Raw genomic sequence first — 25,869 nt, forward strand, 5'->3', positions numbered from 1 at the left:
TCTTTCGCGCTCGGGGGTTATTTCGCTCCGCCATTGTCCAGCGCGCTGCGGATCGGCAGCCCGGTGGCAAAGGTTTCCTCGGGCTTACGCCGGGTGAGCGCCAGCAGCAAGCCCATGCCCAGCCCGATGGCGATCATCGAGGTGCCGCCATAGGAGACGAAAGGCAGCGTCATGCCCTTGGGCGGGATGAGATTGAGGTTCACGGTGAGGTTGATCGCCGATTGCACGCCGAACTGCACCGCCAGTGCGCTCGCCGCCAGCCGGTTGAAGAGGCTATGCTGGCTCAGCGCCAGGTTGAGCGCCCGGATGACGATGAAACAGATCAGCCCCACCAGCATCAGCGAGAACAATATGCCGAATTCCGAGGCCCCCGCCGCAAAGACGAAGTCCGCATGCGCGTCGGGCAGGTAGCGCTTGGCGATGCCCTCCCCCGGCCCCTTGCCGAACCACCCGCCTTCCAGAAGCGATTCCAGCGCCCGCTCGGCCTGGTAATTGTCGCCCGTCTCGGGATTGATGAAGGCGTTGATGCGCCGCGCCACGTGCGGGAAGGCCAGATAGGCGAGACCGCCCATGCCGAGCGCCGCCGCGCCCAGCCCGCCGATCACCCACCAGGAAATGCCCGAGAGAAACAGCAGCGCCCCATAGGTGGCCAGCATCAGCGCCGTCTGCCCCACGTCGGGCTGGAGCAGCAGCAGCGCCACGATCAGCCCCGTGGTCAGCGCCGCAAAGATATGGCCCGGCATGTCCTTGCGCTTCATCTGCTCGGAGATGAACCAGGCCGAGATCACCGCATAGGCCGGCTTGACGAATTCCGAGGGCTGCAGCGATTGCCCGGCAAAAGAAATCCAGCGCCGCGCGCCCTTGACCTCGACGCCGAAGCGCAGGGTGAGCGCCAGCAAGACGATCATCACCACCAGCGTCACCAGCGCCACCACCCGCGCCCAGCGCGCATTGACCAGCGAGGCGGCGAACATGGCCAGCAGCGCCGGGATGCAGAACAGCACGTGCCGCTGGGTGAAATGCCACGGCCCCAGCCCGATTCGCTCGGCGACCGGCGGACTGGCGGCAAAGCTGAGCAGCACGCCGAACCCCATGAGGGCAATGAGCGCGAACATGAGTTCGCGGTCGACCGTCCACCACCATTCGGCGATGGGGGTCTTTCGTTCGCGGGAGAACCAGGCGGAAATGGCGGTCACTGATCGGCTCCGATACGCTGGGCACAAGATTCGCAGAATGCAAATTTACCACCCCAGTGGTTACCATTTCGCAACCATGCGGTGCGGAGACCGCTCGCCGACAATTGGGGCTGCCCTCCTCCCCGTTCTGCGCTATCACTTCCCCGAGTTCCCCAGCATGCGATGACGTGATGACCGACCGCTACGCCACCCCCATCGACGGCCTGCCGCCCCAGACCCAGCTGCTCTCCGACCGCGCGGTCTTCACCGAGGCCTATGCGGTGATCCCCAGGGGCGTCATGCGCGACATCGTCACCAGCGCCCTGCCCTTCTGGGAGAAGACGCGGCTTTGGATCATCTCCCGCCCACTATCGGGCTTTGCCGAAACCTTTTCCCAATACATCATGGAAGTTTCCCCCGGCGGCGGCAGCGAGAGGCCCGAGCCCGATCCGGAGGCCGAGGGCGTGCTGTTCGTCACCGGCGGCGCCTTCACGCTGACCATCGCGGGCACCACCCATGCCATGACACCAGGAAGCTACGCCTATCTTCCCCCCGCCACGCGCTGGACCGTGAGCAACACGGGCGACGCCCCGGCCCTCTTCCACTGGATTCGCAAGCGCTACGACGCCGTCGAGGGCCTTGCCGCGCCCGAACCCTTTGTCACTTCCGACACGGCTGTCGCGCCCATCGCCATGCCCGACACCGACAACCGCTGGGCCACGACACGCTTTGTCGATCCGGCCGACTTGCGCCACGACATGCACGTCAACATCGTGACCCTGCAGCCCGGCGCCGTCATTCCCTTTGCCGAAACCCACGTCATGGAGCACGGCCTCTATGTGCTCGAGGGCAAGGCCGTCTACCGCCTCAACGCCGATTGGGTCGAGGTGGAGGCCGGCGACTATATGTGGCTGCGCGCCTTCTGCCCCCAGGCCTGCTATGCCGGCGGACCCGGCCCGTTCCGCTACCTGCTCTACAAGGACGTCAACCGCCACGCCAAGCTGGGCCGTCCATGACCCGCGCCATCGCGATCCGGCCCCTCGACCGCGCGGCCTTCGCGCCCTTCGGGCAGGTGCTTGCCACCGAGAACGCGCATCATTTCCCCATCAATGGCGGCATGACCGAGCGCTTCCACGACCTTGCCGCCGTCGAGATCGGCGGCGAGAACGGCCGCCCGCTCATCTCGATCTTCCGCGGCCGGCCCTATGCCCTGCCGCTGACCCTGTCGCTCGTCGAGCGGCATCCGCTCGGCTCCCAGGCTTTCATGCCGCTGCACCCCCGCCCTTTCCTCGTGATCGTCGCCCCCGACGCGGATGGCGTCCCCGGCACCCCGCTGGCTTTTCTCACCCGCCCCGGCATGGGCATCAACATCGCCCGCAATGTCTGGCACGGCGTTCTGACCCCGCTGGAGGCCGAAGGCGATTTCCTCGTCATCGACCGCGGCGGCGATGGCACCAATCTCGAGGAATTCACCTTCGCGCAGCCCTTCACCGTGGCGTTTGCGAGATAGAGAGAACAGGCGCTGGCGTGGTCGCCCTCAACCACCTCAGCGCCCCCTCATCCGCCCCTCCGGGGCACCTTCTCCCACCAGGGGAGAAGGAAGGATTGGGCCAGCGTTGGGCAAAATCATCAGCGCTCGCCAAGGGCTCCCCTTCTCCCCTGGTGGGAGAAGGTGGATCGGACCGCCCGGTCCGAGACGGATGAGGGGGGCGCTGACTCTCAACGAGCACCCTCGCCCGCCTCGTCGCACCCTCAAATCCCCGCATACCAGTCATATCCTAGATCGGCCCAGAAGCTGCCCTTGCCGCGATAGAGGCGGGAAAAATCATCCACCAGCTCGATGCGCCGGATATATTTGGCCATCTTATAGCCGAGTTGCCGCTCGATCCGTACCCGCAAGGGCGCCCCGTTGCGCACCGGCAGCGCCGCGTCGTTCATGCCATAGGCGAGGATAGTCTGGGGATGGCGGGCGTCGATCATATCGATGCTCTCATAATAAAGCCCCGCCCCGCCATAGGTATCGAAACAGTGGAATACGCAATAGCGGGCACTGTCCCGCGGCTTCACCTCGTCAAGGATCGCCGCCAGCGGAACCCCGGTCCATTTGGCGATGCAGCTCCATCCTTCCACGCAGTCGTGCCGGGTGATCTGGGTCCGCGCCGGCATGTTGCGCAATTCCTCCAGCGAATAGCTCGCCGGGCTCTCCACCAGCCCCCCGACCTCCAGCCGGTAGAAGGCGAAATCGTTCTGCTTGGCAATCAGATAATCGATATCGGTTGGGTCGGTGCTTCCATTGGGGCGCATGCCCTGCCGGATTTCGCTTGCGGAAAATTCCCGGGCCAGGGCGTTGTCGTCCAGAAGCAGGCGCTGCGCCGCTTCGGTGAGCGCATTGGCGCCCGCCATGGCATCGCGCACCGGATGGCCCGGCCGCAACAGGGGATCGAACACGTCGCATCCGGCCAGCGTCGTCCCGGCCACGCCGGCCGCCGTCGCGGTGAGGAATTTGCGCCGACGCATAGAAAACCGCGTCATGCCCGGTCCTCCGGATCGATGCGGTATTTCCCCGTGATCATCGAGCGCAGATTGTTGAATGGCCCCGAAAGGACCACCATCGCCACATGGACGATGAAAAACAGCACCAGCAACACCATGACGCCGAAATGGATGGTCCGCGCCGTCTGCCGGCCACCGAACACGTCCACCAGCCAAGGCCAGGCCGCGTCCATGCCCGGCGACATGGTGAGCCCGGTGAGCACCATCAGCGGACAGAGGATCAGCAGCACCATGCCATAGCTGAGCTTTTGCAGCGCGTTGTAGTGCCGGCCATGCCGAAACTGGAACCGGGCATGATCCGCTATATCGCCCGGCAGCTTTCGCATATCCGCACCGGTGGGCACGATATCGCGCCGCAAATGCCCGTTTAGGAGGCTGGCGACGAACCAGATCAGCATGGTCGTCACCAGGATCCAGCCGAAGAAGAAATGCACCACCCGTCCGGTTGCCAGATCCTGATAGGAGGGCATGGTGATCCACGAAGGGAACGCCCGCACCTGCTCGCGGCCGGGCGGGCCGGAATAGCCCAGCACCCCGGTCGTATCGAATTGCTGCCCCATCAGCGTCGTCACTCCACCGACCGATCCATCCGGCTTGCGCACCGCGCCGATGGAGAGCACCGAATTGTCGAACTCGAACCCTGATTGCTGGCCGATATAGAGCCGGGGATGGGCATTGAAGATCTGCAATCCAGAGACAAGGAGAAAGAACAGGCTGATGGCCCAGGCCCAATGGGTGGCCCGCGTCCAGGCCGACTGCCGCTTGACCAGCGGCCCCTTTTTCACCGGAGGCCCGATCTCGCCGGCCTGTTCCGCCGCCACGCCCATCGCTCCGCTCCCACGCCATCTCCGCGCCATGACCATAGCGCAAGCTCCGCACCAGTGTCGTCAAAAGTCACCTCGCCGCAAGTTCCTCACGCCAACGTGCGGCAAACTCCGGCGCGGACATGACAAAAACGTCATAAATTGACCAGCCGGTCAAAATTCCTCTTTCCCCGCATCATCAAACATGTTTGACTTTTGCGCCGATACAAAAACGGCGCGCTGTTACACGACCGTCGCAGACGCATGGAATAGAAGCGCCGCACGCTTCTCGAAACAAAGGGAACAAGGACATGAAACATCTGCTGCTCGGCGCATCCGCGCTGGCGCTGACCGTGGGCCTCACCGGGCCGATCAGCGCGCAGGAAGGCGACTTCACCCTCAACATCCTCCACATCAACGATTTCCACTCGCGCTTCGGTCCCATCACCAGCAGCGACTCCAATTGCGATGTGGACACCGATGCCGCCGGCGAATGCTTCGGCGGCATTGCCCGCCTGAAGACCGCCATCGAGGACAAGCGCGCCGAACTCGACGGCCAGAACGTGGTCCTGCTCGATGCGGGCGACCAGTTCCAGGGCTCGCTGTTCTACACCCAGTATCGCAGCGAGATCATCGCCGAATTCGCCAATGATCTCGGCATCGAGCTGATGGCCGTGGGCAATCACGAATTCGACGATGGGCCGGAAGAACTGGCCAAACTGCTCGACGCCGTCAATTTCCCGATCATCTCGGGCAACACCAATGTCGAGAACGAGCCGCTGCTCGACGGCCGCGTCCCCGGTACCCATGTGATGGAATTCGGCGACCAGAAGGTCGGTTTCGTGTCGGCGCTGGCCGAGGATACCGACGAAACCTCCTCGCCGGGCGATGGGGTCGAGTTCGAGGACGTGTTCGAGAGCCTCGCCGCCCAGGTCGAGGCGCTGCAGGCCGAAGGCATCGACAAGATCATCGCTCTCACCCATGTGGGCTACACCGTCGACATGGAAATCGCGGCCAACGTTCCGGGCATCGACGTGATCGTCGGCGGCCATTCGCACACCCTGCTCTCCAACACCGACGAGAGCGCCGCGGGCGGCTATCCGACGCTGATCGACGGTCCGGACGGCAACGAGGTTCCCGTGGTCACCGCCTATTCCTACGGCAAATATGTCGGCGACCTAACCGTCACCTGGGATGCCGAGGGCAATGTGATTTCGGCCGAGGGCGACCCGATCCTGATCGACGCGTCGGTCACCCCGGACGAAGCCTATATCACCCGCCTCGCCGAGCTCGAACAGCCTCTTCTGGAACTGATGGAGCAGGTCATCGGCACGGCCACCGGGCCGATCGAAGGTTCGCGTGAAGTCTGCCGCGTCGAGGAATGCTCCATGGGCAATCTCGTCGCCGACGCCATGCTCGCCGCCTCGGGCGCCGATATCGCCATCCAGAACGGTGGCGGCCTGCGCGCTTCCATCGATGCTGGCGAAATCACCATGGGCGAGGCCATCACCGTCCTGCCCTTCTCCAACACGCTGGCCACCGTCGAGATTTCGGGCGCTGACGTGATCGATGCGCTGGAAAACGGCGTCTCCGACATCGAGAACGGGGCGGGCCGCTTCCCGCAGGTCGCCGGGCTGAAATATGCCTATACCCTTGCCAACCCAGTCGGCGAACGCGTCAGCGACGTGCAGGTGCAGGACGAAGCCGGCGAATGGGTGGCGATCGATGAGGACGCAACCTATACCGTGGTCACCAACAACTATATGCGCGGCGGCGGCGACGGCTACGGCACCTTCGCCGAGGGCGACAACCCCTACGACTTCGGTCCCCCGCTGGAGCAGGTTCTCGCCGACTATATCGCAGCCCAGGGCGGGGAATACGAACCCTATACTGACGGCCGCATCACCATCCTCGAATAAGGGCCGGACGGCCTTTGCAAAAAAGGGGGGTGCATCCCGCGATGCGCCCCCTTTCACGTTTTCACTCCACCGGGACTTCCCGCCGCTCATTGTCCGAGACGAAGCCCAGATCGAGCACCTTCTGCAATTCGGCGGCGTGGCGGAAGCTGGGATCGCCATTGACCCCCGTCGCCACCGCCTCGGCAAAGCGGTGGTAGTTGGTCGGCACCGGCTCAACCGGAACGTCCTTCCACTGCGCCAGCTCGATATCCTCGCCCACGCAGATCTGCAGCGACGAGCCGTTCATGCCGTGCTGCACCTCCAGCCCACCTCGATCGCCATAGGCGCGCAGGCGCAGCGTGTTGAGATAGCCCGACGCCCAGCGCGTGGCGTGCACCACTCCGAGCGCGCCCGAGCCGAATTCAAGGCTCATGGTGAAGCTGTCATTGGCGTCGAGCACATAGTCCCCGATCCGCCCGCCCGGCTCCTTATCGAAGGCCTTCAGGCGGCAGAAGGCGCTGTCGATGGGCGAATTGATGCCGAATACCGCGAAGTCGAGAATGTGCACCCCGATGTCGCCCAGCGTGCCGTTCGAGCCATGCGCCGTCGACAGCCGCCATAGCCAGGTGGGATCGGTGCGCCAGTCGCCCCAGGCCTTGGACACCAACCAGCTCTGCAGATAGCTGGCTTCTACATGCTTGATCTCCCCGATTTCCCCCGCCTCGACGATCTGCCGGAATTTCTGCAGTTCCGCCACGTTGCGATAGGTGAGGTTGACCATGTTGATCAGGCCGGCCTGTTCGGCGATGTCGGCCATTTCCAGCGCATTGCCGTAATGGGTGGCTAGGGGCTTTTCGCAGAACACATGCTTGCCCGCCGCCAGGGCGCGCAGGGAGGTTTCGTAGTGGAACCGGTCCGGCGTCACATTGGCGATGGAATCGAACGCGCCCCAATCCAGCGCCTCCTCCAGCGACGCGAAGACCCGGGGGATGTCGTAGCTTTGCGCGAACTGCGCCGCGCGCTCGGGATCGACATCGACGGCGGCGACGATCTCCACATCCTCGATGGCCGCGAAATGAGCGGCATGGCTTGCCGCCATGTTGCCCGTGCCAAGGATCACCAGACGCATGACCCATTTCTCCAACGGTTTGCCGAATTCGGCGGACGGACCCTGTGACCCTTAGCGGAAGCCTTCCTGGCCCGCCTCATGCAGCTTGCCGCCCCGCTCCTCGATCGGCTCCAGCGCCGCCTCGACCGGAACGTTGGGCGCATCGTGCACGCCGGGATAGCGGGCCTGCGGGTTGTGCGCCCACTTCACCGCATTGCGCAGTACCTTGCCCACCGTCGCGTCGTGATAGGTGGGATAGGTCTCGTGCCCGGGCCGGAAATAGAAGATGTTGCCCGCCCCGCGCCGATAGGTCAGCCCCGAGCGGAATACCTCCCCGCCCTGGAACCAGGAAATGAACACCGTTTCCAGCGGCTCGGGCACCGAGAAGGGCTCACCATACATTTCCTCGTTTTCGAGCTCGAAATACTCCCCAAGCCCCGCGGCGATCGGATGCCGGGGATTGACCACCCACAGCCGCTCGCGCTCCCCCGCCTCCCGCCATTTGAGGGCGCAGGGCGTCCCCATCAGCCGCTTGAAGATCTTGGAGAAATGCGCCGAATGCAGAAGGATCAGTCCCATGCCTTCCCAGACATGCCGGGCGACACGCTCGACGATCTCGTCCTCGACCGCGCCATGGGCCGCATGGCCCCACCAGACCAGCACGTCGGTTTCGGCCAGCACCTGTTCCCTCAGCCCGTGCTCGGGGTCCTGCAGCACAGCCGTGCGGGTCTCGACACCGCCCTCTTCGCCGAGCAGCCGGGCGATCTGGTTGTGCATGCCATCGGGATAGAGCTCGGCCACAACCGGGCTTTCCTGCTCGTGAACGTTCTCCCCCCAGACCAGGGCCCTGATCGCCATCGGCCAATCTCCTGTCGCGATGGCCGCCAAAACGTTTTGGCAGCCGTGATGCAAAAAACGCGCACCGGCAGAAGACGGGGCACGCGGGTCGGACTATCCGGATCACCGGCCATGGATGCTGCCGGTCGTTTCGCCCGCTCTATCCGGTTTGCGAACCGATTTGGAGAGGCAAAATGCAAAAGACCAACAAAAAAGAGGCGGAGCGGTTCCGCCTCTTTTGCTTCGCATAACGCCCTGCCCCGCTTCGACCTCGCAGCCGGGCGCAAAACCCTATTCGATCCGATCGGTGACCACGGTGCTGTAGGCGCCCTCCGGTTCGATGGTGATGGCCGGGTTGTCGGGCGAAACCGCAGAGAGAAGCGTCGCCACCGTCTGCTCATAGGCGTCGGTATCCAGCGCCGGGGAATCGCCCACCAGCGCCGCCGCCTCGATCACCTGATAGACTTGGCTTTCCAGCATCAGGGCGCCCGACATATCGTTGTTGAGCACGATCTCCGCCGCTTCTTCCGGATTGGCCTTCGCATGGGCCCAGCCCCGCATCGAGGCGTCGACAAAGGCTGCCATGGCGTCGACGAACTCTTCATCGGCGAGCCGGTCCTCGAGCACATAGAGCCCGTCTTCCAGCATACCCACCCCCTCGTCGGCGAAGTTGAACAGGGTGAGGCTGTCCTCGGGAATGCCGGCGTCGATCACCTGCTTGTATTCGTTGTAGCGCATCACTGAGATGCAGTCTGCCTGCCCCTGCAGCAGCGGATCGGCCGAGAAGGCCTGCCGCAGCACTTCGACGCCCTGCTCGCTGCCATCGGTCGGCAGGCCCAGTTGCGCCATCCAGGCATAGAACGGATATTCATTGCCGAAGAACCACACCCCCAGCGTCTTGCCCGGGAAGTCGGCGGTCGACTCCACCCCGCTCTCCTCCGAGCACACCATTTCCAGCGCCGTGGTTGCGAAGGGCTGGGCGATATTGACCAGCGGCACCCCGCGCTCGCGTGCGGCGAGGGCAGCGGCCATCCAAGTGGTGATCACATCGGCGCCGCCCCCGGCGATCACCTGCTCGGGCGCGATGTCCGGCCCGCCGGGATTGATCGTGACGTCGAGCCCGGCTTCTTCGTAAAAGCCCAGGTCCTTGGCCACCAGATAGCCGGCGAACTGGCCCTGGTTGACCCATTTGAGCTGGAAGGTCACCGGGTAGAGGTCCTGCGCGAAGGCGGGGCTGGCCGTGGCCAGCAGCATCCCCGCCAGGGCTGCGATCTTTAGAGATTTCATAATGCCGTCTCCCCTTTGGTTGTGAACGCCGGCCCGGCGCCATGCCGGTCCTTGAGCGCTCCGCCGAACCGCCGCGCCTTTGCCGGACGCGGTGGGCCGGGTGGTCCTCTATGGCGCCCGTTCCCCACGCATCGACGGGTGCCAGAAGGTGACCGCGCGCTCGATGAGCGCGATCACCCCATAGAACAGCGAGCCGGCCACCGCGGCAATAGCGATCTCGGCCCAGACCATGTCGACTTGCAGCCGCCCGATGGCCGCCGATATGCGGAACCCCATCCCCACCACCGGCGTCCCGAAGAATTCGGCCACGATGGCACCGATCAGCGCCAGGGTGGAATTGATCTTGAGGGCGTTGAAGATGAAGGGCCACGCCATCGGCAGGCGCAATTTCATCAGCGTCTGCCAATAGCTGGCCGCATAGGTCCGCATCAGGTCCTTTTCCATCGCCCCGGTGGCGTTCAGGCCCGCCACCGTGTTCACCAGCATGGGAAAGAAGGTCATCACCACCACCACGGCGGCCTTGGATTGCCAGTCGAAACCGAACCACATCACCATGATCGGCGCGATGCCCACCAGCGGCAGGGCCGATACGAAATTGCCCACCGGCAGCAGGCCGCGCTTGAGGAAGGGCGAGCGGTCGATGGCCACCGCGACGACGAAGGCCGATCCGCAACCAATGGCATAGCCCACCAGCACCGATTTGAGGAATGTCTGCTGGAAGTCCGGCCAGATCGGATTGGGGATCGAGGCCACGATCCGCTGCCAGATCACCGAGGGCGGGGGCAGCAGCACGGCGGGCACGCTGAACCCGCGCACCAACCCTTCCCAGACGACGAGCAGCGTCACGCCGAAGATCACCGGCACGATGATGTTGATCGCGCTGCGGATCGTTCGGTTTCCGGTACGGGCCCGGATGAGGAATTCGTTGATCCCCCAGGCCGCGAGCCAAACCAGGAGCGCGGTTATCAGCCATCCGTTCATGCCCGCGCCCCCATTGCTCGTTCGGTCAGTTTTTCCAGGGCGCTGATGGCAAAGATCAGCGCCGCCGAAAGCGCCGCGGCCATCAGCAGCGCGGCCCATATCTGCGTGGTCTGGCCATAATAGGAGCCGGCTAGCAGCCGCGAGCCCAGTCCGCCCGCTGCACCGGTCGGCAATTCCCCGACAATGGCCCCGACCAGCGAGGCCGCCACGCCCACCTTCATCGACGCGAAGAGGAACGGCAGCGCCGCCGGCCAGCGCAGCTTCCAGAACACCTGCGCCGGGCTGGCATTATAGGTGCGCATCAGGTCGAGATGGATGGCTTCGGGCGAGCGGAACCCCTTCACCATCCCCACGACCACGGGGAAGAACGAAAGATAGGTGGAAATCAGCGCCTTGGGGATCAGCCCGGTCAGCCTCACCGACGCCAGCACCACCACGACCATGGGCGCGATGGCCAGGATTGGTATGGTCTGGCTGGCGATCACCCAGGGCATCAGCGATTTGTCGATGGCCCGGTTGTGGACGATCAGCACCGCCAGGCCGATGCCGAGCAGCGTGCCGAACACGAAGCCCAGCCCGGTGGCCGACAGCGTGATCCAGGCATGGAAGATCAAGCTGCGCGGCGTATGGGCCGGAGCGTTGAACACCGAAGTGTAGAATTCCGCCGCCACCTGATGCGGTGCCGGCAACACCGGCCGCTGCTGCGAGAAGACGTCGCTGAGGAACTGGGTGAACGGCACGTCCACCGCGCCCTCGCGCCCATAGACCGATTGCTGCCATGGCGTGTTGAGGAGGACGGTGAAGACATACCAGATGAGGACGATGGCAAGGACCACCACGGTGATCGGCAGGATGCGTCCATCGACCCACCGCTTCATGACCGGCCCCCGCGCACACCGAAGTGGGACCCGATGACGCCGAGCACCAGCTTGGCTTCCACGGGGGTGATGCCACGGGCGAAGGCGACGTGGCGATGCATGTTTGTGAGCGTCAGCGCGCTGACATCGATGCGCGTCCGGCCCGCTTTGTACCGTACGGACGAATCATTGGGCACATAGCGGATCGCCCTAGCCTCGTCGGGGGTAAAGGACTGGGCATGCCGCAGCAAGAAGACCGTCCGCACACGCCTCATGCCATCCGAGCGGAGCACCAGCCTTTCCGCCCCGAAAAGCGTCCACGCCAGATAGGCGAGCAAGCCAATCATCCCCACCACCCAGCAGGCAATCCATAGCCGGTAAAAACTGGCCTTCTCGGGTTGCGCGGCCATCAACAGCATGGCGAAGGGACCGCCGATCGCCATGAAGGCGGTGAAGAAAACTGTCTTGAAAACATGCCGGAAGCTGCGCTTTACCGGCACATGGATAATGGTTTCCCCCGGTTTTCTCTTGACGGCGAAGCGATTTGGAGTGCTGCCGGTCGCGGCGGTCTCACTGATCCGCATAGGAATGCCCCGCCTTGAGGCCTTCGCGCACCCTCGCCGCGATTTCGAGAAATTGCGGCGTCTCGCGGATATCGAGCGGCCTTTCCCGCGGCAGCGTCGATTCGATCATGTCGGTGACCCGTCCCGGTCTTGGGCTCATCACCACGATCTTGGTCGACAGATAGACCGCCTCGGGAATCGAATGGGTAACGAAGCAGATGGTCTTCTCGGTCTTGGCCCACAGATCGAGCAATTGCTCGTTGAGATGGTCGCGCACGATCTCGTCCAGCGCCCCGAACGGCTCGTCCATCAGCAACAGGTCCGCATCGAAAGCCAGGGCTCTGGCGATCGAGGCCCGCTGCTGCATGCCGCCCGACAATTGCCAGGGATATTTCTTTTCGAACCCCGAGAGATTGACCATGTCCAGGGTCCGCGCGATGCGCTTTTGCTGCTCGGCCCTGGAATGACCCATGATCTCGAGCGGCAGGGCGACGTTGCGCTCGATCGTCCGCCAGGGATAGAGCGCCGGCGCCTGGAACACATAGCCGTAGGCCCGGTCCTTTCGCGCCTGTCCCGGCGCCGCTCCATTGACCGTGATCGTGCCCGCTGTAGGCCGTTCGAGATCGGCGATCACCCTTAGGAAGGTGGTCTTGCCGCAGCCCGATGGTCCGATGAAGGAAACGAATTCTCCCTTGCCGATGGTCAGGTTGACGTCCGAAAGCGCATGCACCGGCCCGTCCGCGGTCTCAAATGTCAGCCCAAGCCCGCTGGCCTCGACTACGCTGGCATGTGTCGTCAAACGTCTTCACCCCTCTGTTTGACGTTGTCCTGTGTCCGGGCCGTTTCCCCTCGGTCAGACCCCGCTCGCCGGAATGCCGGTCCGCTCCACCTTGCGCGGCGCGGTGAGTTCCTTCCAGGTAGAAAGCGCTTTGTTCACAGCCGTATAGGGCTCGCGCCGGACGAACCGGCCATGGCCTTCCCGCGAGGTCATCTCGCCATCGGTGACCGACACCCGGCCCCGGCTCAGCGTGAAGCGCGGCAGGCCCTTCACGCTCTTGCCCTCGAAGACGTTGTAGTCGATCGCCGATTGCTGCGACTTGGCGGAGATGGTCTTTTCCTTTTCCGGGTCCCACACCACGAGGTCCGCATCCGCCCCGGCCAGCACCGCGCCTTTTTTTGGATAGATATTGAGGATTTTGGCGATATTGGTCGAGGTCACCGCGACGAACTCGTTCATGGTCAGCCGGCCCGTATTGACCCCATGGGTCCACAGCATGGGCAGCCGGTCCTCCAGCCCTCCCGTCCCGTTCGGGATCTTGGTGAAGTCGCCGACGCCCGTCCGCTTCTGCTGCGTGGTAAAGGCGCAATGGTCGGTCGCCACCACCTGCAGCGAGCCCGAAGCGAGCCCTGCCCACAGCGAATCCTGATGCGCCTTGTTGCGGAAGGGCGGGCTCATCACCCGGCGCGCGGCGTGGTCCCAGTCCTTGTCGAAATATTCGCTCTCGTCGAGCGTCAGGTGCTGGATCAGCGGCTCGCCATAGACGCGCTTGCCCTGTTGCCTGGCCCGCCTGATCGCCTCATGGCTCTCCTCGCAGGAGGTGTGCACCACATAGAGCGGAACACCCGCCATATCCGCGATCATGATCGCTCTGTTGGTCGCTTCTCCCTCGACCTGTGGCGGTCTGGAATAGGCATGCGCCTCCGGACCACTATTGCCCGCAGACAGCAATTTGGCCGATAAATCCGCCACCACATCCCCATTTTCAGCATGAACAAGCGGCATTGCGCCCAGTTCGGCGCAGCGCTGGAACGACGCGAACATCTCGTCGTCCTGCACCATCAGCGCGCCTTTGTAGGCCATGAAGTGCTTGAAAGTATTGATGCCTTTCTCGCGGACCACGGTCGCCATCTCGTCGAACACCTGCTCGCCCCACCAGGTGATCGCCATGTGATAGGAATAATCGCAATGTGCCCGCCCGGATTTGTTATCCCACATGGACAAGGCTTCCAGCAGGCTCTGATCGGGGTTTGGCAGGCAGAAATCCACCACCATCGTCGTCCCCCCCGCCAGCGCCGCCCGGGTGCCGCTCTCGAAATCGTCGGTGGAATAGGTCCCCATGAAGGGCATTTCCAGATGCACATGGGGATCGATTCCACCCGGCATCACATAGCATCCGCTTGCGTCGAGCACTGTGTCACCCGAAAGATCGGGCCCGATCCGGGCGATGGTATCGCCCTCAATCAGGATATCGGCCTTATAGGTCAGATCGGCCGTAACGATGGTGCCGCCCTTGATCACCGTGCTCATGATATCTCCCTTTTATTCTGGAATGTCAGCGCTCGAATATGAAATCGGGCGCGCCATTATCGTCGGTCCGTATGGCTAAGCCGGCGGACAGTCGGTTGGATAAGAGCTAACCTTCTCACTCCACAATCTCCGCCGTCTCCAGCACCGCATGCAGCAGCACATCCGCCCCCGCGCATGCCCATTCCCTGGAGATATCCTCGGCCTCGTTGTGGCTGAGCCCGTCGACGCATGGGCACATCACCATGGCGGTCGGGTAGAGCCTGTTGACCCAGCACGCATCGTGGCCCGCACCTGAAACGATATCGCGATGCGAATAGCCCAGGCGCGCCGCGGCATTACGGATCGCGGCGATGCAGCCCGAATCGAAGCTCACCGGATCGAAATGGCCGACCACCTCGATCTGCATCGTCAAGCCGAGGTCCTCGGCGATTTTCGGCGCTTCCTCTTCGAACCGCGCCTTCATGGCATCGAGCGTCTGCTGGTTCGGCGAGCGGAAATCGATGGTGAACACCACCTTGCCGGCAATGACGTTGCGCGAATTGGGATGGACGTCGCAATGGCCGATCGCCCCCACCGCCTCCGGCTGGTGGCTCATGGCGATCCGGTGCACCAGTTCGGTCATCCGCGCCATGCCCAGCCCAGCATTGCGGCGCATCGGCATGGGGGTCGAGCCGGTATGGGCCTCCTTGCCGATCAGTGTCACCTCCAGCCACCACAGGCCCTGCCCGTGCGTGACCACCCCGATATCCTTACCTTCCGCCTCGAGGATCGGCCCCTGTTCGATATGCAGCTCGAAAAACGCTTTCATCTTGCGGGCGCCGACCTCCTCCTCGCCCACCCAGCCGATGCGCTTGAGTTCGTCGCCAAATTTCAGTCCCTTGGCGTCCTCGCGATTATAGGCCCAATCGAGGTCATGCACCCCCGCAAAAACCCCGGAAGCCAGCATGGCCGGCGCGAAGCGTGTGCCTTCCTCGTTCGTCCAGTTGGTCACAACGATGGGATGCCGGGTCTTGATGTCGAGGTCGTTGAGCGTGCGGACCAGTTCGAGCCCGCCCAGAACGCCCAATACGCCGTCATACTTGCCGCCGGTCGGCTGGGTATCGAGATGGCTGCCCACATAGACCGGCAGCGCCTCGGGGTCCGTGCCCTCGCGACGGGCGAACATGGTGCCCATCTTGTCGACACCCATCTCCAGCCCGGCCTCCTTGCACCAGCGCTGGAACAGTTCGCGGCCTTCCTTGTCGGCATCGGTCAGCGTCTGGCGATTATTGCCGCCCGCCACCCCGGGGCCGATCCGTGCCATCTCCATCAGGGAGTCCCACAGCCGGTCGCCGTTGATCTTGATATTGTCACCCAGCGTGGCCATGCAAATCCCCTCTCGTCGCACTCTCTATAGGGTCGGGAAGGTGAACTGAGCGCCCGACTTGATGCCCGCCGGCCAGCGCGTCGTCACCGTCTTGAGCCGCGTGTAAAAATGCACGCCCTCCGGCCCATAGATCGAATGATCCCCGAACAGCGAGCGTTTCCAGCCGCCGAAGGAGTGATAGGCGACCGGCACCGGAATGGGCACGTTGACCCCGACCATGCCCACCTCGATCCTATCGGCGAAGTCGCGCGCCGCGTCCCCGTCCCGGGTAAAGATCGCCGTACCATTGCCGAATTCATGATCGTTGATCATCTGCACGGCCTGGGAATAGTCGCTGGCGCGCACCACCGATAGCACTGGCCCGAAGATTTCCTCCTTGTAGATGGTCATCTCCGGCGTCACGCGATCGAACAGCGTTCCCCCGACATAATAGCCGCCCTCATAGCCCTGCAGCGTGAAGCCGCGCCCGTCGACCACCAGTTCGGCGCCCTCCTCGACGCCCTTGTCGATATAACCCAGGATCTTGTCGCGGTGCATGCTGGTGACCACAGGCCCCATTTCCGCGTCCTTGTCGGTCGAGGGCCCGATCTTGAGGCTTTCGACCCGCGGCCTCAGCCTTTCGATGAGCGCATCGGCGGTCTTTTCGCCCACCGGAACGGCGACGGAAATCGCCATGCAGCGCTCCCCAGCGGATCCGAACCCGGCCCCCATCAGCGCATCCGCTGCCTGGTCCAGATCCGCATCGGGGAGGATCACCATGTGGTTCTTGGCACCGCCCAGCGCCTGCACGCGCTTTCCGGCCCTGGTCCCACGTTGATAGACATATTCCGCAATCGGGGTGGAGCCGACAAAGCTTATCGCCTTGATGTCGGGATGGTCGAGCAGATGATCGACCGCCTCCTTGTCCCCGTGAACGACATTAAGCACCCCGTCCGGGCACCCGGCCTCCATCAGAAGGTCCCAGGCCAGCATCGGCGCCGAGGGATCGCGTTCGGACGGCTTGAGGATGAACGTGTTCCCGCAGGCGATGGCGGCCGGATACATCCACATCGGCACCATGGCCGGGAAGTTGAACGGGGTGATCCCCGCCACCACGCCCAGCGGCTGGCGGTCGGAATAGGTGTCGATGGCCGGGCCGACATTGCGCGAGAACGCACCCTTGAGCAGTTCGGGAATGCCGCAGGCATATTCCACGCATTCGATGCCGCGGTGTACTTCGCCCAAGGCGTCGTCATGGGTCTTGCCGTGCTCGCGAGAAATCTCGCGCGCCAGGTCGGCGGCGTGCCGGTCGAGCAATTCCTTGAACTTGAACATCACCCGGGCACGCTTGTGCGGCGGGGTATTGCCCCATTCCGGCTGCGCCGCCTTGGCGGCGGCAATCGCTGCGTCGATTTCCCCGCCCGCCGATAGCGGCAATTCGGCGATCTGCTCGCCGGTGGCGGGATTGTAGACCGAAGCCTTGCGACCGGACGTGGAAACGACGCGCTTGCCGCCTATGGCGTTTTCGATCACCTGCATCAGTCCACCTCCCCCAGCACGGTCCGAATGGTATCGACGATCTGATCGATATGGCCCTTTTCGACGATCAGCGGTGGCGACAGGGCGATGATATCCCCCGTGGTGCGGATCAGCAGGCCCTTTTCAAAGGCTTTGACAAAAGCCGAAAAAGCCCGCTTGGTTGGCTCCCCCGCAATGGGCTGCAGCTCGACGGCGCCCACCAGCCCGATATTGCGAATGTCGATCACATGCGGCGCATCCCTGAGCGAATGCAGCGCGTCCTCCCAATAGGCGCCGAGTTCGGCGCCCCGGGTCAGCAGGCCCTCCTGCTTGTAGGTCTCCAACGTCGCCAGCCCGGCCGCGCTGGCAATCGGGTTCCCGGAATAGGTATAGCCGTGGAAGAATTCGATCAGATGCCCGGGCCCGGTCATGAAGGCGTCGTAGATCTTGGAGGACACCACCACCGATCCCATCGGGATCACCCCATTGGTCAGCCCCTTGGCGGTGATCATCATGTCCGGCACCACGCCGAAATAATCCGCGGCGAACGGGGTGCCCAGCCTCCCATAGCCGGTGATCACCTCATCGAAGATCAATAGGATGCCGTGCTTGTCGCAGATGTCGCGCAGGCGCTTGAGATACCCCGGCGGCGGGATCAGAACCCCCGTCGACCCCGCCACCGGCTCGACGATCACTGCGGCGATCGTCGAAGCATCGTGAAGCGCCACGATGCGCTCCAATTCGTCCGCCAGTTCCGCCCCATGCTGCGGCTCGCCGCGCGAAAAGGCGTTCTTGCCCGGCAGATGAGTGTGCGGCAGGTGATCGACGCCGGTCAGGAGCGTGCCGAACATCTTGCGGTTGGCGACGATCCCGCCCACCGAGATGCCGCCGAAATTGACCCCGTGATAGCCACGTTCGCGTCCGATCAGCCGCGTGCGACTGCCCTGCCCGGAAACCTTATGATAGGCGAGCGCAACCTTGAGCGCCGTCTCCACCGATTCGGAGCCCGAATTGGTGAACAGCACGTGATCAAGGCCCTCGGGAGCAAGGTCGGCCAGCCGATTGGCCAGTTCGAACGCCTTGGGATGCCCCATCTGGAACGCCGGCGCGTAATCGAGTTCCGCCGCCTGCTTCTGGATGGCCTCGGTGATCAGCGGCCGGCAATGGCCGGCATTGACGCACCACAGCCCCGCCGTCCCGTCCAGCACTTGCCGCCCGTCCGAGGTGGTGTAGTGCATGTCCTTGGCGGCCACGAACATGCGCGGATTTTTCTTGAACTGCCGATTGGCCGTGAACGGCATCCAGAATGCATCGAGATCATTGGGGATGGACGGCGCGTCCTGTGACATGAATGTTCCCTCTCCGGTCCTTTTTGCGTCGGCCGGTTGTTGATTCCGGTCAGATTTTTTTTGACCGATTGGAAAAATTCTAGCACTCTGAATTTAAGGTTCAAGGGGGATAATGACCTCCGCCGCCACGAGGCGCGGCACCGACCAATGATTTCCACCCGGGAAATCGGCTTGAGAGGCTTATGCCGGACATGACGACAGATGCTGGGCCCCCGCGGCCGGTTACCCGGATTCAGCGGGAAAAGCAGGAGGTGATTCTGGAGGCCGCGCTGGATGTGTTCTCGCAATTCGGCTTTCGCGGATCGACCATCGACCAGATCGCCGAGGCGGCCGGGATGAGCAAGCCCAACCTGCTTTACTACTTCAAGTCCAAGGAAGACATTCACGCGCCCCTCCTGGAGCGGATCCTCGATATCTGGCTCGATCCCCTGCGCGAGATGAACGATGACGGCGATCCCCTCGCCGAAATCCGCTCCTATATCCGCCGCAAGCTGGAAATGAGCCGCGACTTTCCCCGGGAAAGCCGGCTGTTCGCCAATGAAATGCTGCGCGGCGCGCCGGGCTTTTATGAGATTCTCCACACCGACCTGAAAGACCTGGTCGATGAGAAGGCCAGGCTAATCAAGGGCTGGATGGCCGAAGGAAGGCTCGCCGTCACCGACCCCTATCACCTGATCTTTTCCATCTGGGCCACCACCCAGCACTATGCCGATTTCGACATCCAGGTCCGCGCCGTCCTCGGCCCCGATCGCGGTGGCGAGGGCCGCTTCGACGATGCCGCCCGCTTCCTCGACCAATTGTTTCTCTCTGGCCTGAGCCCGAAGAAAAAAGCCTAGCCCCGACGATTTCCCACCAAGAAAACCGGACATAAAAAGGCCCTGTACGCGGCTTTGGCGCTCCGCATACAGGGCCAAGGGGCAGGCCTCACTCCTGCAGGAGTGTTTCTAGCCCATTAAAATATGACTGTAAAGATCATAATTATAAAATTTGCAGATCGGTCGCCGGAGCCGAACCTAGTTCAGTTCCAGCCCCATCATCTCGATGCCCAGCCGCGAGCGCATGGCGCGGCGTTTGTCGGTGAGATCGGCGATCGTATAGGAGCGCAGCACCGTGAAAAATGCTTCCAGCGCTTCGGAAAGGGCGGCATTGAGCTCGCATCCGCCGACCAGCGGGCAACTCGTCTCGCCTCCGCCCTCGAAACATTCGGCGAGGGCGAAATTTTCCTCGGTCAGCTTGACCACGTCGAGCAGGGTGATTTCGGCGGCCGGACGCCCCAGCCGGATTCCTCCATGGCGCCCGCGCACCGTCTCCAGCAGCGAATTCTCCACCAGCGGCTTGATCAGCTTGAACAGGAACAGCTCGGAAATGCCATATGCCTTGGCGATATCGCTGACCCGAGACAATTCCGGCGTATTGATCGCACAATACATCAAAGCGCGGACGGCATAGCTGGATTGACGGGTCAGTCTCATGGGTCGGGCCCTGCTTTTGTTGCACAACATACGGTGTGCGGGGGAATCACACGCATCCTGAATGGATCGCGTTCATGTGCCAAAGATTATAACAATTCTAAACTATGTCAAGAAAAGGTGATGTACCCGTTCATGATTTGATGGGAAGCCGGCGGCATTTTCGGTGTTGCGCGGTTTTCGATATCCTCTAACCTCCGGCCGATTTTCCCCACTTCCGGAGCATGCCTTGGCCCGCAAGATCATTATCGATACCGACCCCGGCCAGGACGACGCCGTGGCCATTCTGCTGGCCCTGTCCTCGCCCGAGCAGATCGAGACCCTCGGTATCGTCTCGGTAGCCGGCAATGTCGGGCTGGACCGGAATACAAAAAACGCTCTCAAGGTGGTCGAGCTTTCGGGGCGTCCCGATGTGCCCGTCTATGCCGGCTGCGCCCGTCCCATGATGCGTCCTCTGGTCACCGCCGAGCACGTCCATGGCCAGACCGGACTTGACGGCCCGGATCTTCCTGAACCCGCCATCGCGGCACAACCCGGCCACGGCGTCGATTTCCTCATCGAGACCCTGCGCGATCACGCGCCCGGAACGGTCACCATCTGCGCGCTGGGGCCACTGACCAATATCGCCATGGCCCTCGTCAAGGCTCCCGACATCGCCAGCCGCATTGCCGAGATCGTCCTGATGGGCGGCGCCTATTTCGAGGTCGGCAACATCACGCCCGCCGCCGAGTTCAATATCTATGTCGATCCCGAGGCGGCGCACACCGTGTTCCGCTCCGGCGCGCCGATCACCATGATGCCACTCGACGTCACTCATCAAATGCTGGGGACCCCCGACCGCATCGCCGCCTTTCGCGCCATCGGCAATCGGTCCGGCGCGGCCGTGGCCGACATGCTCGGATTTTCCGAGCGCTTCGACCTCGGCAAATATGGCTGGGCCGGTGCTCCGTTGCACGACCCTTGCGTCACCGCATGGCTGATCGCCCCCGAGATTTTCTCGGGGCGCCTGTGCAATGTGGAAATCGAATGCGCGAGCGAATTGACGCGCGGCATGACGGTGGCCGATTACTGGCACGTCACCGACCGCCCCCGCAACGCGACCTTCATCCGGACCGGCGATGCGGACGCCTTTTATGCGCTGCTCGTCGAGCGGCTCGCGCGCCTGCCGTAGGAGCCCGTGCTCAGGCCGCGGTCGATGTTGTCTGCGACACTCGATTGCGGCCCTGGCGCTTGGAGAGATAGAGGGCGGAATCGGCAATGCCGATCAGCCGGTCGAGGCTCATGCCGTCCTCCGCCAGGGCGACGCCGGCGCTGACCGTACAAGTGACCAGCGCGTCCCCGTTGCGGAACACCCGCCGCCCCATCGAGCTGCGGATGTGCTCGGCGATGGCAAGGGCATGGGTGGGCGAGCTCTTGGGCAGCACGAGAACGAATTCCTCGCCACCCAGCCGCACCGCCATCTCCTTTTCCTGCACCGTATCGAGCAGCAGCCGGGAGAATGCGCACAGCACCATATCGCCGAACGCGTGGCCGTTCTTGTCGTTGTGTCCCTTAAAGTCGTCGAGGTCGAAAACGACCAGCCCAACTCCCGCTTCCAGTTTCTCCGCCGCGAAGTGCTCGAAAAGCGCTCTGCGGTTATGCAGCCCGGTCAGCGGATCGATCAGCGAATCCGTCCGCAGCCGCCGGCTGATGCGTTCCTGGTGTACCGTGATGAACAGCCCGCCGATACAAGCCAACCCGAGCACAGAAACGACGAGGTTCAACTGCTCGGCCCAGTTATTGGGCATCGAACCGTTGAGATAGAGCGGATCGTCGATGGTTTTCGTCAGCGCGCAGAGGACATAGGTGAAGGCCAGGCAGCAATGCAGCAGGCTGATGGCCCCGATGGGTGCCGGCGATTCCGAGCGCATGTTCCAGTAGTGATAGCCGCAAAGCGCCAGCAGGAACGCCCCCGCAGCATTGGTGGCGATATAGCTCAGGCCATCGAAGCCGAACAGCGCGGGAACGACGATGGGGACCGCTCCCAACGCCACGAGGCTCCTCACCGTTTCGGAGTCGATCCGGCCATCCCGAAACTGTGTCAGCCCACCGTAATTGAGGGCGTAGGCAATGGTCAGCGACAGGCCGCCGGCGATGGCGTGCCAGCTCTGCCCGGAATGCTGGAACAGCGTGAACATCATGATCGCGAAGATGATGATGGCAATGCAGATCGACCAGGTCAGCAGAAAGGGCGACTGCTTCTGGCGCAGCCATGACATGGCCAGCGTGAAGCACAACGCTATCCCCGAGGCCCCCGACGCGAGCAGGATGGAATTGTAATCAAAATTCATAGCGCCGCATCCCCATCGTCAACGCCTGCACGACTCTATCACCAAGTTCCGCCGCTGCGGGCTCTTGCTTGGCAAACTGGTGTCCAAATCGTAAGGGCGTTTTACGCCCGATATTTTACCATTTGGTCTGGAAAAGTTGCGCAATCGTTTCTTTTAGTCTTGTAATGATAACGGGCTCTGGTTTTCTCGCCGGAGCGAAGCGGCAATCCGCCCCCGGCCGTGGCAAGCCGGGGCATGCGGACGCCAGACATGGGATTGGGGGCCTGCCGAAAAGCGATGGCGCATATTCTGGAGTTGACGGACCTTCACAAGTCCTTTGGCGAGCTTGAAGTGCTCAAGGGCGTATCGATTTCGGCGAGGCCGGGCGATGTCGTCACCTTGATCGGTTCGTCCGGTTCGGGAAAGTCCACTCTGTTGCGCTGCATCAACATGCTCGAGGTGCCCACCCGCGGCAACGTCACCATCGACGGCGAGACCGTGGCGCTATCGGCCGAGGGCTTTGGCCGCCACCCCACCGATGCGGACCAGTTGCGCCGCATCCGCAGCGAGCTGGGCATGGTCTTCCAGAGCTTCAATCTCTGGTCGCACATGACGATCCTCGAAAACGTCATGGAGGCGCCGCTGCGGGTCCAGAAGCGCAACCCCGCCGAGATCCGCACCCAAGCGCTGGAGCTGCTGGAAAAAGTGGGGATCAGTGCCAAGGCCGACGCGTTTCCGGCTCAGCTTTCGGGGGGCCAGCAGCAGCGGGCCGCCATCGCGCGGGCCCTGTGCATCAATCCCAAGATCATGCTGTTCGACGAGCCCACATCGGCGCTCGATCCCGAACTCGAGGTCGAGGTGCTGCGGGTCATCAAGATGCTCGCCGACGAGGGGCGCACCATGATCCTCGTCACCCACGACATGAAATTCGCACGGGAAGTCTCCGACAAGGTCGTCTTCCTCCACCTCGGCAAGATCGAGGAGGAAGGCACCGTGGACGAGGTGTTCGGTGCCACCAAATCCGACCGGTTGCGCCAGTTCCTCAGCGCCGCTGGTCACGCCTGACCGGAGCGTCAACATCATGCAAACGGGACACCGGTTACCCCACCAAGAAAAAGGAAACGGGAACACCATCATGAAAAAGCTCATCATTGCGGCCGCCACCCTGGCTGCCCTCTCAACCGCGGCATCGGCACAGGACGTCCTGCGCATCGGCACCGAGGGCGCTTACGCCCCCTGGAACTTCATCAACGACGCCGGCGAACTGGCCGGCTTCGAGATCGACCTGGGCAATGCCATCTGCGAGCATACGGGCATGAGCTGCCAGTTCGTGCAGAGCGAATGGGACCCCATCATCCCCAACCTCGTCGCCGGCAACTACGATGTGATCATGGCCGGCATGTCCATCACCGAGGAGCGCCTGGCGTCGATCAACTTCACCCAGGATTATTTCCCGCCCGATCCGTCCAAATATATCGTCATCACCGGCACCGAGCTCGATTTCGACAACCTCTCGGGGGCGCGCATCGGCGTCCAGAGCAGCACCATCCAGGCCGGGTATGTGCAGGAGAACTTCGCCGCCGATAACACCGTCGTCGAGTTCGCGACCTTCGACCAGTCCATCGCCGACCTGGCCGCGGGCAATGTCGACGTGGTGCTGGCGGACGGCTCGTCCCTTGAGCCGGTCGTCGCCAATTCCGGCGGCGCGCTGGAATTCATCGGCGAGGACGTACTCGTGGGTGGTGGCGTCGGCGGCGGGGTCCGCAAGGAAGACACCGCACTTCTCGCCACACTCGACGAAGCGCTCGACGCCCTCAAGGCCGATGGAACCGTCGATGCCCTGATCGCCAAGTGGTACGACGGCGCTGGTCCGTTCTACGCCGAATAACGTCCACTCATGCGGCCCCGACAACCTGCTGTCGGGGCCCTAACGGCACGGCTTCCGCATGGGCGAAGATCTGGCCTTCTGGTGGGGCTATCTCACCAATGGCAAACATCTCCAATGGTACGCCAGCTTCCGCTTCACGATCATGGCGGCGCTGTTTGGCGGCGTTCTGGCGTTGACCTTCGGCCTGCTCGGGGCCATGGCGCTGCGGTCCCGCTTCGCGGTGTTGCGCGGGATCGGCACCGTCTACGTCTCCATGGTGCGCGGCATCCCCGACGTCTTGTTCTTCCTCTTCTTCCCGCTCGCTTTCGAGCAAGGGGTCGAATGGTTCGTCTCCATGTCGGTCTGCGGGCCCGATTCGACGCCCAATGCCGGATGGCCGCCCTGCCGGGAGGCCAATTGGCTGCTCTCGACCCCGGAATATCTTACCCTCGCCTGCGTGTCCCTCGGCATCATCTATGGCGCCTTCACCGCCAATGTGATCAACGGCGCCATGCGCGCCGTCCCCCGGGGCCAGCTCGAAGCCGCTCGGGCCTTCGGCATGAGCGACATGCAGGTCCTGACCCGCATCCATATCCGCCAGATGTGGATCTACGCGCTCCCCGGACTATCCAATGTCTGGATGCTGCTGATCAAGGCGACCTCCCTGCTCTCGCTCCTGCAGATCGCCGACATTGTATGGTGGGCAGGCCAGCTGGGCTCGCCCAATTTCCTGCCCCAGGCCGGGCTGGTGCATGGTGACTGGCGCTGGGCCTATTTCATCGCGCTGTTCGTCTTCTATATCCTCGTGACGCTCCTGTCCGAGCGCGTGTTCCGGCGTCTCACCGCCTGGGCCCGGCGCGGCATGCCGGTGGAGGCGTAGCCATGGACGCACTTCTCGCCATCTGGTCGGAAATTCCGCGCTACGGACAGCCCGCCCTCTTCAATCTCTATTTCGCGATTGCCTCGCTGCCCATCGGCTTTATCTTTGCGCTGGGCTTGGCCCTGGGCCGGAACAGCAACAACCGGGTCCTGAGGGGGCTGTGCTCCGGCTATATCTACGCCTTCCGAGGCTCACCGCTCTTTATCCAGTTCTTCATGTTCTATTCCATCATGTTGGCACTCAACCCCATATGGTGGCGCCCGATGGAACTCTCCTGGCTGATGATGAACCCGCTGTTCATCGGCCCCCTGGCACTGGTCATGAACACCGCCGCCTATACCGCCGAAATCCTCTATGGCGCCCTGCGCACAGTGCCGCGCGGCGAGCTCGAGGCCGCCCGGGCCTTCGGCATGTCCCGCACCCAGGTGTTCCGCACGGTGACCTGGCCCAACACGATCCGCATCGCATGGCCGGCCTACACCAATGAGGTGGTCTTCCTCTTCCATGCCACGGCGCTGGTCTATTTCACCCTGCCCGTCATCAATGCCCAGCGCGATATCATGAACACGGCCCAGCTCATGTTCGAGCGCGACTACAACGCCTTCCTGCATTTCTCGGTCGCGGCGATCTGGTTCCTCGCCATTTCCCTTTTGATCTTCTTCATCTTCGGCCGCATCTATGAGCGCCTGATGCGCCATCTTCCTCCCGATCAGGTGCCGGCCCGACCGCGCCTGCGCTTCCGCCCCAAATATATCCGGTAGG

At 63.1% G+C, this 25,869-nt stretch carries 25 protein-coding genes; 9 read left to right on the plus strand and 16 right to left on the minus strand.

The window, feature by feature from the left end; all coding sequences use genetic code 11:
• Nucleotides 1-17: 17 nt before the first annotated feature.
• Nucleotides 18-1,196 (minus strand): FtsW/RodA/SpoVE family cell cycle protein, encoded by a 1,179-nt coding sequence (locus DVH29_RS07900; protein ID WP_114645633.1) that lies wholly within the window; start codon nucleotides 1,194-1,196, stop codon nucleotides 18-20.
• 170 nt (nucleotides 1,197-1,366) lie between these two features.
• Here DVH29_RS07900 and DVH29_RS07905 point away from each other — a divergent pair, with 170 nt between their 5' ends.
• Nucleotides 1,367-2,191 carry a bifunctional allantoicase/(S)-ureidoglycine aminohydrolase gene (locus DVH29_RS07905; RefSeq protein WP_114645634.1) on the plus strand — a complete coding sequence of 275 codons (825 nt, stop codon included), beginning with the start codon at nucleotides 1,367-1,369 and terminating at the stop codon, nucleotides 2,189-2,191.
• Nucleotides 2,188-2,685, plus strand: a complete 498-nt coding sequence (locus DVH29_RS07910; protein ID WP_114645635.1) for an ureidoglycolate lyase — start codon at nucleotides 2,188-2,190, stop codon at nucleotides 2,683-2,685. The genes DVH29_RS07905 and DVH29_RS07910 overlap by 4 nt, the downstream gene beginning before the upstream one ends.
• A gap of 242 nt (nucleotides 2,686-2,927) precedes the next feature.
• On the opposite strand, the gene DVH29_RS07915 is transcribed toward DVH29_RS07910, so the two are convergent.
• Complete coding sequence (locus DVH29_RS07915) at nucleotides 2,928-3,707, minus strand: molybdopterin-binding protein (RefSeq protein WP_114645636.1); 780 nt, start codon at nucleotides 3,705-3,707, stop codon at nucleotides 2,928-2,930.
• Nucleotides 3,704-4,555: a cytochrome b/b6 domain-containing protein gene (locus tag DVH29_RS07920; protein ID WP_114645637.1), complete on the minus strand. Its 852-nt coding sequence runs from the start codon at nucleotides 4,553-4,555 to the stop codon at nucleotides 3,704-3,706. Before DVH29_RS07920 ends, DVH29_RS07915 begins: the two co-directional genes overlap by 4 nt.
• A 287-nt stretch (nucleotides 4,556-4,842) precedes the next feature.
• Here DVH29_RS07920 and DVH29_RS07925 point away from each other — a divergent pair, with 287 nt between their 5' ends.
• Nucleotides 4,843-6,450 (plus strand): bifunctional metallophosphatase/5'-nucleotidase, encoded by a 1,608-nt coding sequence (locus DVH29_RS07925; RefSeq protein ID WP_114645638.1) that lies wholly within the window; start codon nucleotides 4,843-4,845, stop codon nucleotides 6,448-6,450.
• A 61-nt stretch (nucleotides 6,451-6,511) separates the two neighbouring features.
• Here DVH29_RS07925 and DVH29_RS07930 read toward each other — a convergent pair whose 3' ends face one another.
• The 11 genes from DVH29_RS07930 to aptA all read right to left on the minus strand — a co-directional run bounded on the left by DVH29_RS07930 (nucleotide 6,512) and on the right by aptA (nucleotide 18,582).
• Nucleotides 6,512-7,558: a Gfo/Idh/MocA family protein gene (locus tag DVH29_RS07930; protein WP_114645705.1), complete on the minus strand. Its 1,047-nt coding sequence runs from the start codon at nucleotides 7,556-7,558 to the stop codon at nucleotides 6,512-6,514.
• A 51-nt stretch (nucleotides 7,559-7,609) separates the two neighbouring features.
• Nucleotides 7,610-8,395: a ThuA domain-containing protein gene (locus tag DVH29_RS07935; protein ID WP_114645639.1), complete on the minus strand. Its 786-nt coding sequence runs from the start codon at nucleotides 8,393-8,395 to the stop codon at nucleotides 7,610-7,612.
• 270 nt (nucleotides 8,396-8,665) lie between these two features.
• Nucleotides 8,666-9,661: an ABC transporter substrate-binding protein gene (locus tag DVH29_RS07940; RefSeq protein WP_114645640.1), complete on the minus strand. Its 996-nt coding sequence runs from the start codon at nucleotides 9,659-9,661 to the stop codon at nucleotides 8,666-8,668.
• Nucleotides 9,662-9,769: 108 nt separating this feature from the next.
• Nucleotides 9,770-10,642, minus strand: coding sequence for an ABC transporter permease (locus tag DVH29_RS07945; RefSeq protein ID WP_114645641.1), 873 nt, complete (start codon nucleotides 10,640-10,642; stop codon nucleotides 9,770-9,772).
• Nucleotides 10,639-11,520, minus strand: a complete 882-nt coding sequence (locus tag DVH29_RS07950; RefSeq protein WP_114645642.1) for an ABC transporter permease — start codon at nucleotides 11,518-11,520, stop codon at nucleotides 10,639-10,641. Before DVH29_RS07950 ends, DVH29_RS07945 begins: the two co-directional genes overlap by 4 nt.
• The gene (locus tag DVH29_RS07955; protein ID WP_114645643.1) at nucleotides 11,517-12,083 is read right to left on the minus strand and encodes a hypothetical protein; all 567 of its coding nucleotides are present in this window, start codon (nucleotides 12,081-12,083) and stop codon (nucleotides 11,517-11,519) included. The genes DVH29_RS07950 and DVH29_RS07955 overlap by 4 nt, the downstream gene beginning before the upstream one ends.
• Complete coding sequence (locus tag DVH29_RS07960) at nucleotides 12,070-12,861, minus strand: ABC transporter ATP-binding protein (protein ID WP_114645644.1); 792 nt, start codon at nucleotides 12,859-12,861, stop codon at nucleotides 12,070-12,072. The genes DVH29_RS07955 and DVH29_RS07960 overlap by 14 nt, the downstream gene beginning before the upstream one ends.
• A gap of 54 nt (nucleotides 12,862-12,915) precedes the next feature.
• Complete coding sequence (hydA, locus tag DVH29_RS07965) at nucleotides 12,916-14,370, minus strand: dihydropyrimidinase (protein WP_114645645.1); 1,455 nt, start codon at nucleotides 14,368-14,370, stop codon at nucleotides 12,916-12,918.
• 115 nt (nucleotides 14,371-14,485) lie between these two features.
• Nucleotides 14,486-15,736 (minus strand): Zn-dependent hydrolase, encoded by a 1,251-nt coding sequence (locus tag DVH29_RS07970; protein ID WP_114645646.1) that lies wholly within the window; start codon nucleotides 15,734-15,736, stop codon nucleotides 14,486-14,488.
• A gap of 24 nt (nucleotides 15,737-15,760) precedes the next feature.
• The gene (locus DVH29_RS07975; RefSeq protein WP_199562548.1) at nucleotides 15,761-17,254 is read right to left on the minus strand and encodes a CoA-acylating methylmalonate-semialdehyde dehydrogenase; all 1,494 of its coding nucleotides are present in this window, start codon (nucleotides 17,252-17,254) and stop codon (nucleotides 15,761-15,763) included.
• The gene (gene aptA / locus DVH29_RS07980; RefSeq protein ID WP_114645648.1) at nucleotides 17,254-18,582 is read right to left on the minus strand and encodes an omega-aminotransferase AptA; all 1,329 of its coding nucleotides are present in this window, start codon (nucleotides 18,580-18,582) and stop codon (nucleotides 17,254-17,256) included. The genes DVH29_RS07975 and aptA overlap by 1 nt, the downstream gene beginning before the upstream one ends.
• A 191-nt stretch (nucleotides 18,583-18,773) precedes the next feature.
• Here aptA and rutR point away from each other — a divergent pair, with 191 nt between their 5' ends.
• Nucleotides 18,774-19,418 carry an HTH-type transcriptional regulator RutR gene (gene rutR / locus DVH29_RS07985; protein WP_114645706.1) on the plus strand — a complete coding sequence of 215 codons (645 nt, stop codon included), beginning with the start codon at nucleotides 18,774-18,776 and terminating at the stop codon, nucleotides 19,416-19,418.
• 177 nt (nucleotides 19,419-19,595) lie between these two features.
• Here the strand turns inward: rutR and rirA are convergent, their stop codons facing one another.
• On the minus strand, nucleotides 19,596-20,054 hold the full coding sequence (rirA, locus tag DVH29_RS07990) for an iron-responsive transcriptional regulator RirA (RefSeq protein ID WP_114645649.1): 459 nt from the start codon (nucleotides 20,052-20,054) through the stop codon (nucleotides 19,596-19,598).
• A gap of 226 nt (nucleotides 20,055-20,280) precedes the next feature.
• On the opposite strand from rirA, the gene DVH29_RS07995 reads away from it, so the two are divergent.
• Nucleotides 20,281-21,222, plus strand: a complete 942-nt coding sequence (locus DVH29_RS07995; RefSeq protein WP_114645650.1) for a nucleoside hydrolase — start codon at nucleotides 20,281-20,283, stop codon at nucleotides 21,220-21,222.
• A gap of 10 nt (nucleotides 21,223-21,232) precedes the next feature.
• Here the strand turns inward: DVH29_RS07995 and DVH29_RS08000 are convergent, their stop codons facing one another.
• Complete coding sequence (locus DVH29_RS08000; RefSeq protein ID WP_114645651.1) at nucleotides 21,233-22,381, minus strand: GGDEF domain-containing protein; 1,149 nt, start codon at nucleotides 22,379-22,381, stop codon at nucleotides 21,233-21,235.
• 276 nt (nucleotides 22,382-22,657) lie between these two features.
• On the opposite strand from DVH29_RS08000, the gene DVH29_RS08005 reads away from it, so the two are divergent.
• The 4 genes from DVH29_RS08005 to DVH29_RS08020 all read left to right on the plus strand — a co-directional run bounded on the left by DVH29_RS08005 (nucleotide 22,658) and on the right by DVH29_RS08020 (nucleotide 25,868).
• On the plus strand, nucleotides 22,658-23,425 hold the full coding sequence (locus DVH29_RS08005; RefSeq protein WP_114645652.1) for an ABC transporter ATP-binding protein: 768 nt from the start codon (nucleotides 22,658-22,660) through the stop codon (nucleotides 23,423-23,425).
• Nucleotides 23,426-23,495: 70 nt separating this feature from the next.
• Nucleotides 23,496-24,248, plus strand: coding sequence for a transporter substrate-binding domain-containing protein (locus tag DVH29_RS08010; protein WP_114645653.1), 753 nt, complete (start codon nucleotides 23,496-23,498; stop codon nucleotides 24,246-24,248).
• Between the two features lie 58 nt (nucleotides 24,249-24,306).
• On the plus strand, nucleotides 24,307-25,107 hold the full coding sequence (locus DVH29_RS08015) for an ABC transporter permease subunit (protein WP_114645654.1): 801 nt from the start codon (nucleotides 24,307-24,309) through the stop codon (nucleotides 25,105-25,107).
• A gap of 2 nt (nucleotides 25,108-25,109) precedes the next feature.
• Entirely contained in the window at nucleotides 25,110-25,868 is a 759-nt protein-coding gene (locus tag DVH29_RS08020; RefSeq protein WP_114645655.1) for an ABC transporter permease, read from the plus strand.
• The last annotated feature ends 1 nt before the right edge of the window (nucleotide 25,869 follow it).

Source organism: Pelagibacterium lacus (assembly GCF_003345525.1).
Classification (GTDB): domain Bacteria; phylum Pseudomonadota; class Alphaproteobacteria; order Rhizobiales; family Devosiaceae; genus Pelagibacterium; species Pelagibacterium lacus.